Here is a 13,362-nt window from a genome sequence, read left to right on the forward strand (position 1 = left end):
TAAGACGTAAATTCACCGCAAAGGTTTAATCCTTATCCCGTAAATATTCCGTTATTTTCTTCACAGCCAAGTGATAACTCGCTTTCAAAGCCCCTTCGCTAGTTCTCAACATCTCACTCATCTCACTATATTTCATCTCATCATAGTAGCGCAAAGTAAAGACGGCACGTTGCACTTCGGGCAATTGTGCAATGGATTCTTGTAATAAAGCCTGTGTCTTATCGCCATCAAAATACTCATCGGCAAGCAACGTATCGACCACCGCTGTATCCCCATCCTGACTTATAGACGCCCTTACTTTCTGCTTACGTACGAAGTCCAAACTCTCATTGATAGCGATCCGAAACAACCAAGTAGTAAACTTAGAATTACTCTTAAATTTATCCAGATTGTTCCAAGCCTTGATAAAGGTGTTTTGAAGTACGTCGTTGGCATCCTCATGGGTCAATACGATACGACGAATCTTCCAATACAAGGGTTCACTGTACTGGTGTACCGCCTTCGAAAAGGTCTCTCGTCGCTGGGCAGGATCGGCCAACTGGCTTTGCCACATATCTACTTGAACACTCATTGGACGCCGTAATTTTTAAGCATTCCATATATCACGCGATCGTAACCATACACATCGGGATATTCTGCCAATACTCCCCAGCGACCGGGATAAAGCGTGTAATAAGTGATAAAAAGTGGGACTTTCGGGTTCACAGAGACCGAATGAATGAGCATACGTTTATCTATCTCTTTCTTCTTGGGCTCTTCCGCATCCTCATCATCAGTCTTTTCGCTCTCCACACCTATCGGTGCCAACATCGAATATTTGATTTTATCAATCACCTTCTCGTCCTTATCTCCTAATAAAAACACGGCTAAATCAAACGGTTTTTCCACTCGCACGCATCCATGAGAGACACCGCGGTCGTGCAAATTGAAGAAATCTCGCTGCGAAGTATCGTGTAGATACACGGCAAAATTGTTTTTGAAGCGGAAAATGATTCTACCTAATGAGTTGCCCACACCACCGGTCTGCACCACATAAAAACTACCCGAAGTGAGCATATCGGCTGTGACATGGTGCACAGAAACCTTCTTTCGCGTATGCCGGTCAATCACCGAGAAGCGTTTACGAGCAAAGTAAGCACTGTCACCGGCATGATGTGCCACGCTTTTTTTGATGATACTGGCCGGCAATACCCACCGAGGATTCACATCCATTCGCTCCATTTGGCTCGACAACAGTGGCGTCTTAGTCTCCAAACTACCGCATCCCACACGCATCGTAATAGTGTCTTTACCATCCACACCCATCAATCTAAAAGCCGGAATATTTACCATTACATACTTCTGATGCATTGAGGGATTATCGTGCGTACGCCATCGTGCCCGTTCCAGATTACATAAAATCTTAGCGCGTTCAAATCTGTTATGAGCATCGTTCAGTTGCTTGAGATACAGCGTGTAGAGGGCACTGCTCGGCGTAATCTCATTTAAGAAGATGGCAACACTATCTTGGTGCACTTTACGCAGGGCTAGACGATAAAACGATTTATCAACTTCGTCTTGACGAACATCAAACAGTTGACGGTAACTGACATGTATAGAGTCGCTATCGCGCACGTCTAAAGCATTTAACAAACGGCGCGGATTGACGTAACCAAACCGTTGTCCGACAGCAAAACGGAAATAAGCCTTGGTCAAACGATACTCCAATCGACCAAACACTTGATTGATTTGATTCTCATCGGAATCGAATTCGAGTTCACGGACACGCGCTAAATCGTCCTCAATCTGCTTCACACAGAACTTTTTCTCGGAAAATCCCATGCTCGACACTGTCTTCAATTGCTCCAACAATTGCATAGCCCGATGGTCTACACCAAGCCTATCTATCCACACAAATACCCCTTTATTTCGATAATAGCGACGTGCTTCATAGTCGGCTTTCATCGAGTCTGCATCATTTCTCATAGCCACATCAATATATTCACGTATGCGATGAGAATTTAAGGAGAAAGCACTAGAGTCTAAACTTGAAAAACTATCCAAGCTCAAATTTCTATTTGGATTTACCGCCTTCTCGTTACAAGCTTCCAACAACAAGAAACTCATTGCAACCAAAAGACCTAATTTCAGACACTTCAATTAACAGAGACTTTACGAACAAAAGTTCCCACCTTGACAATATAGCAACCTTTGGGCAGATTCAAATCGTAGTGGAAGTTGTCTACATCAACCTTATAGCTAACCACACACATACCGGTAAGGTTATAAACACGCACCACCTGACCGGTTGCGCCCGTAATTGCCAAAACATTACGGTTCATAATTGATATAGAAATCTTAGAAAATTCATCGTCTATAGAATATTCCAACGACGAAGCATGCACCGACTGGGGTGTTGTCATTGCCAACATCCCGACAGTCAATACTGTAAACAATCGCTTCATCATACCATTACTCTATTTATAAGACAAAGATATGAAATATCAAGTAATTAAAACCTCTTGTTTATTTTTCGCACATTCATTTTAATCTTTTTTCACAATGTTGGCACAATAAAAATGCTTTCAGTTTAAAATAAGCACTCGCTTATCCAACAACTCATAAACTTACGACCTTAGAAACTCACGAACTCACTTTGCTGCCAAGCCACGGCAACATCACTGCCTCGACTCTTCAGCATCGCTGCATAGGCTTAACAGCAATACTGCCATGCCCCTGCAGCAAAGTAAGTTCATGAGTTTTTAAGTTCTTTTGTTTGTGAGTTAGAGTATAAGTCTTTGAGATTGTGTGTTCTTGAGTTATAGAGTTGATAGATAAGAATTATCACTCATGGTGATAAGGTTCGCCCTTGATTATAGTACAAGCGCGATAAATCTGCTCCACAAAGATGAGTCTTATCATTTGATGGCTGAACGTCATCTGCGAGAGACTAATCTTTTCATCGGCTCGTTGATACACTGCCGGAGAGAAACCATAAGGTCCACCAACCACAAAAAACAATTTGCGAGCAGTCGATTGCTTCTTGGCTATCCACCGTGCAAACTCTATGGAGCGGAATTCTTTACCATGCTCGTCGAGCAATACGACGGTATCGCCGGGTTGGAAACGCCGTAACAATAATTCGCCTTCGCGTTCCTTCTGCTGCTCTTCGGTGAGGCTCTTTGTATTTTTAAGTTCAGGTATCACGGTCATCTCAAAAGGCATATAATGGCTGATACGCTCCGTATAATCCTCAATACCGGCTATAAAATGTTTGTTGACGGTCTTCCCTACCACAAGGAGTTCTGTTTTCATCGGCTTATCAAGACTTAACGACGCACTCCGTCTTTAAATTTATACTCATTGATACGCTTAGGGTTGGCCGGGAACCAGCCTTTCTCTACACGTTCTTTTTGGCTGAATATCTCGCCAATACTCCACAACAACGATGCGCCTAAGACACCTAACAAGCTACTCCAAATAACATCGGCCACACAAATGGAACAAATGACAGCTACGATACCAAGTAGAAGAAACACCCACCAATATCGCGTGCCAAAATAATACTCGACCTTGATAACGACAGGATGAAAAAAACCAATAATGAGAAAAGTTCCTATAGCGATGATTAAACCGGTAAAATACATAAGTTTTTAATTTTAAATGCGCCCGTACAGCATATCCCTTGCAATTCCACAAGCTGCTGCAAAAGGGCTATAAACGCTGTCAAAGATACGAAAAATTAATGGATTTGTAGAGATACATTCAAATAATTTGATTATCTTTGCCTTATCATAGAACTGACACATTATTAATATATATTATGGCAAACAACGCAGAACTTATTGCACAATGCGAAGCCAAGGCTAAGCAATGGTTGTCTCCGGCTTTCGACGAAGACACTCGTAAAGACGTACAAGCAAAACTTGACGCCGAAGACAAAACAGAACTCATTGAGAGTTTCTATAAAGATTTAGAGTTTGGAACAGGAGGTTTACGTGGCATCATGGGCTCTGGCTCCAACAAAATGAATATCTACACCGTGGGAATGGCTACCCAAGGTTTTGCCAACTACCTCAAAATCAATTTCAAGGATAAGGAACAAATCTCTGTAGTAGTATGCCATGACTGCCGTAACAACTCTAGAAAGTTTGCCGAGACCGTTGCCGACATCTTCTCAGCTAACGGTATCAAGGCTTATCTATTCGATGATATGCGCCCTACACCGGAGTGTTCGTTCGCTATTCGCCACTTCGGTTGTCAGGCAGGTGTGAACATTACAGCCAGCCACAACCCCAAGGAATACAACGGATACAAGGCTTATTGGGAAGACGGTGCACAGGTATTGGCACCTCACGATAAGGGTATCATCGACGAAGTAAATAAGGTTACCGTAGACGACGTGAAGTTTACAGGCAACAAAGAACTTATCGAAATCATCGGCGAAGAGGTAGATAAGATATATTTGGAGCAGGTTCATACGCTCAGTATCGACCCAGAGGTTATCAAACGTCAGCACGATTTGAAGATTGTCTACACTCCATTGCACGGTACAGGTATGACGATGATTCCTCGCAGTTTGAAATTGTGGGGCTTCGACGAGGTACATTGTGTAGAAGAACAGATGGTAAAGAGTGGCGACTTCCCAACAGTGGTTAGTCCAAACCCTGAGAATGGCGAGGCTTTGACATTGGCTATACGCGATGCTAAGAAGTTGGATGCCGACATCGTAATGGCTAGTGACCCCGATGCAGACCGTGTTGGTATGGCTTGTAAGAACGATAAGGGCGAATGGGTATTAATCAATGGTAACCAGACTTGCTTGATTTTCTTGTACTACATCATCACCAATCGCAAGAACAAAGGCCTGTTGAAACCTACCGACTATATCGTAAAGACCATTGTAACCACTGAGGTTATCAAGAAGATTGCCGATAAGAACAACATTGAGATGCGCGATTGCTACACCGGCTTTAAGTGGATTGCACGCGAAATCAGAATCAGCGAAGGCAAAAAGCAGTATATCGGTGGTGGCGAAGAAAGTTACGGATTCATGGCCGAAGACTTTGTTCGCGACAAGGATGCTGTTTCTGCCATGTCATTATTAGCTGAGATATGCGCTTATGCTAAAGACCAAGGCAAGACACTGTACGACTTATTGATGGACATCTACCTGGAATACGGTTTCTCTAAAGAGTTTACCATCAACGTAGTACGCCCCGGTAAGAGCGGAGCTGACGAGATTAAGCAGATGATGAGCAACTTCCGTAACAATCCACCTAAGGATTTAGGCGGCAGTAAAGTTGTATGCTGGAAAGATTATCAGACTTTGGAGCAGACCGACGAGAACGGTAATGTAACCAAACTTGATATGCCTGATACCAGCAACGTGCTACAATGGTTCTGCAGCGACGGCACCAAGGTTTCGGTACGTCCATCGGGCACAGAGCCTAAGATTAAATTCTATTTGGAAGTAAAAGACCAGATGACAAAGAAATCTGATTACGTAGAACTTGACAAGAAGGGCGATGTGAAGATTGCAGCTATTAAGAGATCACTGAATTTGGATTAATATTCCAGCGTGAAAATAAAAAAGAGACGAGGAAACACCTCGTCTCTTTTACTTTTATATCTATTCGTGTGTAGCCTTCCACCAAGCAGTAAGCTTCTTACTCTCAATGGCATCATCGTTCAAACTAGGGTCACTAATCGTGATACCCGAACTCTTGGAGACGGCAAAAGGACCACCATTATTACTATTTAGATATGCACTATATATATAAGGTGTACAAACAGTATAAGGCACCAAACTCTTTAATAGCATTGCAAACTGCTCTTTCAATGTCTTATCTTGGCATAACAAGTTCACATAGCTCTCCATGTCGTAGAACACATGATTGTTGAAACCATCCAAAGTAATCAGTTTGACAAGGTCCGATGGGGCAAACGAATATTGTTTATTGATGGTCTTCATAAACAGAGCCATCTTCTCCACCTGACTACAATCTATCGCCGAGAGCGTACCATAGGGATATGGCGTACCACCATACGTGTAATCTAAATAGAATTTGTAGAATGTTTGGCAGATATTATTATAATCCGGCGTATTCAACAAGTATCGTAAGACAAGCGCATAAGGCATTCCTGCACTCATAATCTCGCTCGTCGATGCCACCATATAGTCGGTTGCATCTCGCATATCGTATGCCGTCTCTACGTTAGAGAGATAGCAATCATCAAAAGCAACATACTGCATTTTTCCTATTTCAGAGTTTTTAATAGCCGCAGCATAGTCAACTATGTTAATTTGAGTGGCTGCAACACTTCCTCCAAAAGCTCGGCTTCCAGCCGGATAACTCCCCTTTGGCAACCAGCCCATACCATGGCAACCCACAACAGTGGCATAAGTCTTCGATTGAGAAAGCGAGTAAGCATCATTCAAGATACTTGTGACACCAGCCGACTCACCCAACGTAGGCAGTGGTTTCAACTTTGAAGAAGCATCAGCTTTGGTTCCGCCATAGGTAAAGAGCGTATCACAAGTCACTTGCCCTTTGTCATAAGAGATTTCAAACATGTGAGCTTTCTTGTAACTTTGGCTGATAAACACTATCAAACGGTTGTCTCCAAGTCCCCCCATCGTCTTGATTGCCGCCTTCATATCACTGATATTCTGCAAGAAATCAGTATAAAGAGAGTTATTTTTAACCGTTCCAGTCGTATTAGCCGACCATGGCATATAGACAAAAACTGTTTTTGAAGTTGCTTTTGGCTCTTTCTTCTGCTCATCATCTTCAGGGTCTTTTTCATGACAAGCAGCCACCATGAAAAGCAAACTAAAAGTTAGTGACAGATAGAATAGAAATTTCTTATGCATAAAAATAATTTTAAAAGAAAACACTCCTTCCGTAGTTTACAAACAAGAACTACGAAAGGAGTGTTATAATTAGGCTTGAGTCTTTTTCAAATCAGCAATGGTGAGCTTGAGCGCAGCTATCTTTTCCTCAGAGTCGCTTTGCTTTTTACGTTCCAATTCTACTACTTGAGCAGGAGCATGAGCCACGAATTTCTCGTTAGAAAGTTTCTTCTTGATACCTGCCAAGAACCCTTCTAAGTGCTTCAACTGTGCTTCTGCCTTTTCAATTTCAGCTTCCACATTTATCAACGAACCGATAGGAACAGCATATTCATCGGTTCCCACCATGAATTGAGCGGCATCCGAAGCCTTCTCATCTACCACTTCTACCTTCTCAAGGTTACCAATCTTCAAGACAACAGAGATGAAGTCGGCCTCGTTGAAAGCCTTCACTGCCTGCAAAACAAGCTGCTCACGCGGAGAAATATTCTTCTGATTACGAATCATTCTAACTCCACCGATAATCTGTTTTACGTTCTCAATAGATTGAGCCAACACATGATCAGACTCTGTAGGAGCCTCGATTTCGAGTTGTTGAGTCATGATTGACTCGCCATCTTTGCGCTCATAGATATGCTGCCACAGGTCTTCCGTGATGAAAGGCATGAATGGATGGAGCATCTTCAGCAAGCTTTCAAACACCTCAAGAGTTGCTTCATAGGTGGCTTTATCAATGGGTTTGCCGTATTCTGGCTTAATCATTTCAAGATACCAACTAGAGAATTCATCCCAGAAAAGGCGATAAACAGTCATCAATGCTTCGCTAATACGATATTGACGGAACTGCTCGTTCAACTCGGCATTGACTATCTTCAACTTCGATTTGAACCATTTCACTGCGATAGCACACTCCTCCGGCTGTGCAATATCAGCAACTTCCCATCCATTTACCAGTCGGAAAGCATTCCAAATCTTATTGTTAAAGTTGCGTCCTTGCTCACATAAGCTCTCATCAAAGAGTATATCATTGCCCGCAGGAGCCGACAACATCATACCCATACGCACTCCATCGGCACCATATTTCTCTATCAATGCGAGTGGATCGGGAGAGTTTCCGAGCGATTTGCTCATCTTTCTACCCAGCTTATCACGCACGATACCGGTGAAATAGACATGCTTAAACGGCATCTTACCACGGTATTCGTAACCAGCCATAATCATTCTGGCCACCCAGAAGAATATAATATCCGGACCGGTAATAAGGTCGCTGGTGGGATAGTAATAGTTAATTTCTTCGTTATCGGGATTATTCACACCGTCGAAAACAGATATTGGCCACAACCAAGAAGAGAACCATGTATCCAAACAGTCGCTCTCTTGCTCCAAATCTGCAGCTGTCAAAGAAGCATCTTTGACCTGTGCTGCCGCCAAAGCTAGCTCTGCCGACTCTGCAACAACGAAGTCTCTCTTACCATCAGAAGTCGTGAAATAGTAAGCAGGAATGCGATGTCCCCACCAAAGTTGGCGACTGATGCACCAGTCTTTGATATTTTCAAGCCAGTGACGGTATGTATTTTTATACTTCTTAGGATAGAATTCAATTTCATCATCCATTACCGGAGACAGTGCTAAATCAGCAAAATGCTGCATATTCAAGAACCATTGAGTAGACAACTTCGGCTCTATTGGCACATTGGTACGCTCGCTGAAGCCCACTTTATTATTGTAGTCTTCCACTTTCTCCATCAGTCCAGCAGCCTCTAAGTCCTTTGCTATCTGCTTACGTACGTCCATTCGGTCTTGTCCTACGTACAATCCTGCAGCTTCAGAGATGGTTCCATTGTCGTTAAAGATGTCAATTGTCTCCAGATGATGCTTGAGTCCAAGCGCGTGGTCATTGATGTCATGAGCCGGAGTAACCTTCAAACAGCCCGTTCCAAACTCTATATCTACATACTCATCTTCGATAACTGGAATCTCTCTGTTAACCAACGGTACGATGACATGCTTACCTTTGAGCCATGTATTTTTTGGATCATTGGGATTAATACACATTGCCGAGTCTCCCATAATAGTCTCCGGACGAGTCGTAGCAACCACAGCATACTTGCCGGGTTCCTCTACTACCATGTATTTAAGGTAATAAAGCTTCGAATGTTCTTCCTTATATACTACCTCTTCATCGCTCAATGCCGTCTGAGCTTGGGGATCCCAATTGACCATTCGAGCCCCACGATAGATGAGACCTTTATTATATAAGTCACAGAAAACCTTGATAACACCCTTTGAACGAGTTTCGTCCATGGTGAAAGCAGTACGCTCCCAATCGCAACTAGCGCCTAGTTTACGAAGTTGTTTGAGGATAATTCCACCGTGTTCGTTGGTCCAATCCCACGCATGTTCCAAGAATTTCTCACGCGAAAGGTCGGTCTTCTTGATACCTTGCTCAGCCAAACGAGCCACTACTTTAGCCTCTGTAGCGATGGAAGCATGGTCTGTTCCGGGAACCCAACAAGCATTCTTACCCTCCATTCTAGCCCTTCTCACGAGAATATCCTGAATCGTATTGTTCAGCATATGTCCCATATGAAGCACACCTGTCACGTTAGGTGGAGGAATAACCACCGTATATGGTTCGCGCCCATCGGGTTTAGAACTAAAGAGTTTGTTATCCAACCAGTACTGATACCATTTAGACTCCACTTCCTGTGGGGTATATTTGCTTGCTAATTCCATCTATTTTATAGCGTAATGTTGATTTCTATCTTGTTTAATAAACGTTGCAAAATTACGAATTTATAATTGAATTTCATTATCTTTGCAGAAATATTTAAGGACATGCATACACGCGAAGAGAAACTAGAAGCATTCGGTCGACTGCTCGATGTGCAGGATAAATTAAGAAAGGAATGCCCTTGGGACCGCAAACAAACCAACGAGAGTCTCAGACCGAACACCATTGAAGAAGTCTACGAGCTCTGCGATGCGCTCGCAAAGGGTGATTTCCAGAATGTATGTAAGGAGTTGGGAGACGTCATGGAGCACGTACTTTTCTACTCTATCTTGGGAGCTGAAGATAGCCATTTCGATGTTTCCGATGTATGTAATCAGGAAGCCGACAAGCTGATGTTCCGTCATCCGTTTATAGATTGGACCGGTTGGCAGGTATCAAATCCCGATATGACCATCAACGAAGCAGGCCAAGTGGTGAGTAAAGAAGACACCAGCGTCACATCAGATCGCCCCGAAACCGCCGCACAAGTGGAGGGAACATGGGAACAAATCAAGCAAAAAGAGAAAGATGGAAACCGCACTGTGCTCTCAGGAGTGCCGGGAGCACTGCCCGCTCTCATCAAGTCTTACCGCATACAAGACAAAGCTCGCAATGTAGGATTTGATTGGGAGAAACGTGAAGACGTATGGGATAAGGTGAAAGAAGAACTTGCCGAGCTAGAGACAGAACTTAACAAAGGGAATAAGGAAGCTGCCACCAACGAGCTGGGAGACTACATTTTCAGTCTCGTCAACGCTGCCCGACTCTACCATCTGAATCCGGAAACAGCTCTAGAACGCACCAATCAGAAATTTATAACCCGTTTTGAATATATTGAAAAACGTCTCAAAGAACAAGGGAAAGCATTCGACGATTGCACTTTATCAGAGTTGGATGCACTTTGGAATGAGGCTAAGACACAACTAAAGAAAGGAGAATAACACGTATGAACAAGACATTGATACTGGCCTTTGTAGCCATAAGCGCTGTCATTATCTCTGCTTGCCACCAGCAAAAAGGCAAAGTGACAACACCGCAAATCACAGATAGCTTGACAATATCGACCGTACCAGACAGCACCATCTATGGTGTATGTGGCGAATCTACAGCCATGCACAATCTAGAAATCATCTCGGACAGTGGCGATACACTCACCTACGAGATGCTAGATGAAGGAACCGACTCTGCTATTGTGCGCGGTGGACTCCTTGCCGGAGACCGTATGGCCGTCATTGCGAAGAAATCTGTGGAGGGAAATGTGGCTTTGAAAGTCATCAATCTAACCACACTCCTAGGCAAATGGATCAGCCTCGACAAGAACTTCGAGATTCTTGAGGGTGGCATTGTCAACAGTAATGTCAAGGCCGAGAGCAACCCTTGGACCGAATGGAAGATTTGGAATGGCCGTTTGGTGCTCAATAAAGACACCTTCGATATTGACAATCTAGGTGCCGACAGCCTGTATTTGGGAAACAACGATGGCATCTTCACCTACAAACGTAGCAAATAACAAATGGAGCCTTTCCGCGTTTACATACTCGGTTGTGGCAGTGCACTGCCCACAATGAAGCACCAGCCCTCTTCACAAATAGTGGAAGTGAGGGGCAAATCTTTCATGATAGATTGCGGAGAGGGCACGCAAAACCAATTAAGAAAGCTGCATATTGGCTTCACAAAAATCAATGCCGTCTTCATATCCCATCTCCATGGCGACCATTGTTTTGGACTGATAGGCATGATTTCCACTTTCGGCATGCTGGGACGAACCGCTCCTTTGCACGTCTACGGGCCTGCCGAGCTGGGCAAACTGCTAGATGTAGAGTTGCCAATGTTTTGCAGCGGATTGGAATATCAGGTGACATTCCATGCCGTAGACACCAAAGTCGCACAGATAATCTATGAAGATCGAGGCGTCAGCGTGGAGACTATACCACTGAATCATCGCATTGATTGCTGCGGTTTCTTATTCCGGGAGAAGCCCACTCTACCCCATATACGTCGCGATATGATAGATTTCTACCATATCCCCATCAGCCAAATCAACAACATCAAAGCCGGTAAAGACTGGACAAACGAGGATGGCGACCTCATCCCTAACACCCGCTTGGTAACACCAGCCGACCCTCCAAGGGCTTATGCCTATTGCAGTGATACCAAATATATGCCCGAATTACATCGCCGTGTAGCCGGAGTAGACTTGCTTTACCATGAGAGTACGTACGATGCTTCGCAAATAAAACGCGCCCGTCTTTACTACCATAGCACGGCCGAACAGGCTGCTACGGTAGCCAAGGATGGGCAGGTGAAGAAGTTGTTGCTAGGGCATTACAGTGCCAGATACAACGATGAATCGACTCTACTCAACGAAGCCAAAGCCATATTCCCCAATACCGAACTGACAACAGAGGGCATGATAATCAATGTTTAATGCTGGTGGAGACCTACCATAAAACGATACAACATATGACACAATATTTTATCATCGTCGACAACGAGCAAAAAGGACCTTACACACTTATTCAATTGCAAGACCTGCACATCGGACAAGAGACATTGGTATGGTCAGCCGGACTAGACAAATGGACACCGGCATGGGAAGTAGAAGAGCTAAAACCACTCTTTAAATTATCTTCTGCCTCTACAGTTCCGCCACCCATCCCACCCCAAACAGAACAAACAACACAAGAAAAGACGACACAGGCGGAGACTGAAAAGCCAACAAAAGCCGTTACTATCGTCGAAGCAAAGAAGCAAAGTCGTTGGGGAAGCATCGTATTTGTAGCTATTGCCATCATCCTAGGTATCTTGGCCATCACCAATCCCAGCCGTGAAGACCATAACGAAGCTATTCAGAAAGCGGTAAAAGAAGTCATAGACGACCAGCAAACCAACAATGATGATGACATTTTCTCACAAGGCATGAGCATCATCAGTGGCTTCATAACGAAGCACGTCACTGCTGCCATCGTCGACCAAATGCTCGATGTAGACAACTACGGTCTCTTCTCTATCGGCAGCATCCGCCTAGACGGCAAATCGCACACCGTCTCATACGGCGTTTTAGGACACGTCTACACGTTCGACAAGAGCGATATTCAGAAAGCATTAAAGAAGAATGGAATCTCTTCCGAAGACTCCATCGGTGATGGTAATGATAACACCAAAGACCTGCAATCGCTCTGATAGATAAATAAAAAAGGCTTCAACATTTATCAATATAAGTTTGTGTGCTTTACAATTTTATCTTACTTTTGTAACGATTCATCTAAACTAATATAGAATATGACATCACCAACCGAACAAACTCATCTGCAATTAGAACGTTTTCTCAACAAGATTGCCCATAAATTGTCACCTTGCGAGACTCCCACAATGATGACCGACATCCACATCAAGATCTCTCAAGACTCCGGCGAAATGTTGGCTCTAGACGATAGCGATGTTGAGATAACAAGATGCGTGGTTGAAGAATGGATAGACAACAAGGATGATAACTTCTATCAGTGTGTGACGAAAATCTTACGAGACTTCCTTCACAAGAACGCAGACATAGCCAATAATCTAGGTCTACTCAAACCTTACAGTTTCGTATTGGAAGACGATGAGAACGAAAATATAGCCGAACTTTATGTGGCCGACGACGATACTATTATTATAGGTGGCGACTTGATGAGTGGGCTAGACGACGATTTGGATAATTTCTTCAATGACCTTATCAACAAATAAGATCTCAATCCACCTATAGAGAAATATT

13 protein-coding genes are annotated in these 13,362 nt (G+C 43.6%); 6 read left to right on the plus strand and 7 right to left on the minus strand.

Annotation, left to right across the window (positions count from 1 at the left end; genetic code table 11):
• Positions 1 to 25: 25 nt before the first annotated feature.
• From HMPREF0671_RS00435 to HMPREF0671_RS00455, 5 genes are all read right to left on the minus strand, one after another.
• Positions 26 to 571: an RNA polymerase sigma factor gene (locus tag HMPREF0671_RS00435; protein WP_232223142.1), complete on the minus strand. Its 546-nt coding sequence runs from the start codon at positions 569 to 571 to the stop codon at positions 26 to 28.
• A complete protein-coding gene (locus HMPREF0671_RS00440; RefSeq protein ID WP_232223143.1) occupies positions 568 to 1,965 on the minus strand; it encodes a L,D-transpeptidase family protein in 1,398 nt (465 codons plus the stop codon). The genes HMPREF0671_RS00435 and HMPREF0671_RS00440 overlap by 4 nt, the downstream gene beginning before the upstream one ends.
• 170 nt (positions 1,966 to 2,135) lie before the next feature.
• Positions 2,136 to 2,447, minus strand: coding sequence for a T9SS type A sorting domain-containing protein (locus HMPREF0671_RS00445; protein ID WP_036895908.1), 312 nt, complete (start codon positions 2,445 to 2,447; stop codon positions 2,136 to 2,138).
• Between the two features lie 376 nt (positions 2,448 to 2,823).
• Positions 2,824 to 3,294, minus strand: a complete 471-nt coding sequence (gene rlmH, locus HMPREF0671_RS00450) for a 23S rRNA (pseudouridine(1915)-N(3))-methyltransferase RlmH (protein ID WP_036895910.1) — start codon at positions 3,292 to 3,294, stop codon at positions 2,824 to 2,826.
• Between the two features lie 14 nt (positions 3,295 to 3,308).
• On the minus strand, positions 3,309 to 3,626 hold the full coding sequence (locus tag HMPREF0671_RS00455; protein WP_036895911.1) for a DUF4491 family protein: 318 nt from the start codon (positions 3,624 to 3,626) through the stop codon (positions 3,309 to 3,311).
• Between the two features lie 176 nt (positions 3,627 to 3,802).
• Between HMPREF0671_RS00455 and HMPREF0671_RS00460 the strand changes: the two genes are divergently transcribed.
• Positions 3,803 to 5,551, plus strand: a complete 1,749-nt coding sequence (locus HMPREF0671_RS00460; protein ID WP_036895913.1) for a phospho-sugar mutase — start codon at positions 3,803 to 3,805, stop codon at positions 5,549 to 5,551.
• Between the two features lie 60 nt (positions 5,552 to 5,611).
• Here the strand turns inward: HMPREF0671_RS00460 and HMPREF0671_RS00465 are convergent, their stop codons facing one another.
• Positions 5,612 to 6,856 carry a clostripain-related cysteine peptidase gene (locus HMPREF0671_RS00465; RefSeq protein WP_036895915.1) on the minus strand — a complete coding sequence of 415 codons (1,245 nt, stop codon included), beginning with the start codon at positions 6,854 to 6,856 and terminating at the stop codon, positions 5,612 to 5,614.
• A 69-nt stretch (positions 6,857 to 6,925) separates the two neighbouring features.
• Positions 6,926 to 9,571 carry a valine--tRNA ligase gene (locus HMPREF0671_RS00470; protein ID WP_036895917.1) on the minus strand — a complete coding sequence of 882 codons (2,646 nt, stop codon included), beginning with the start codon at positions 9,569 to 9,571 and terminating at the stop codon, positions 6,926 to 6,928.
• A 102-nt stretch (positions 9,572 to 9,673) separates the two neighbouring features.
• Here HMPREF0671_RS00470 and mazG point away from each other — a divergent pair, with 102 nt between their 5' ends.
• From mazG to HMPREF0671_RS00495, 5 genes are all read left to right on the plus strand, one after another.
• On the plus strand, positions 9,674 to 10,549 hold the full coding sequence (mazG, locus tag HMPREF0671_RS00475) for a nucleoside triphosphate pyrophosphohydrolase (RefSeq protein WP_036895919.1): 876 nt from the start codon (positions 9,674 to 9,676) through the stop codon (positions 10,547 to 10,549).
• 5 nt (positions 10,550 to 10,554) lie between these two features.
• Positions 10,555 to 11,118: a lipoprotein gene (locus HMPREF0671_RS00480; protein ID WP_036895921.1), complete on the plus strand. Its 564-nt coding sequence runs from the start codon at positions 10,555 to 10,557 to the stop codon at positions 11,116 to 11,118.
• Positions 11,119 to 11,121: 3 nt separating this feature from the next.
• The gene (locus tag HMPREF0671_RS00485) at positions 11,122 to 12,036 is read left to right on the plus strand and encodes a ribonuclease Z (protein WP_036895923.1); all 915 of its coding nucleotides are present in this window, start codon (positions 11,122 to 11,124) and stop codon (positions 12,034 to 12,036) included.
• A gap of 35 nt (positions 12,037 to 12,071) precedes the next feature.
• Entirely contained in the window at positions 12,072 to 12,791 is a 720-nt protein-coding gene (locus HMPREF0671_RS00490) for a GYF domain-containing protein (protein ID WP_198025873.1), read from the plus strand.
• Between the two features lie 99 nt (positions 12,792 to 12,890).
• On the plus strand, positions 12,891 to 13,334 hold the full coding sequence (locus tag HMPREF0671_RS00495) for a hypothetical protein (protein ID WP_036895926.1): 444 nt from the start codon (positions 12,891 to 12,893) through the stop codon (positions 13,332 to 13,334).
• Positions 13,335 to 13,362: the final 28 nt, after the last annotated feature.

The sequence above is a fragment of the Prevotella sp. S7 MS 2 genome (assembly GCF_000762865.1).
Classification (GTDB): domain Bacteria; phylum Bacteroidota; class Bacteroidia; order Bacteroidales; family Bacteroidaceae; genus Prevotella.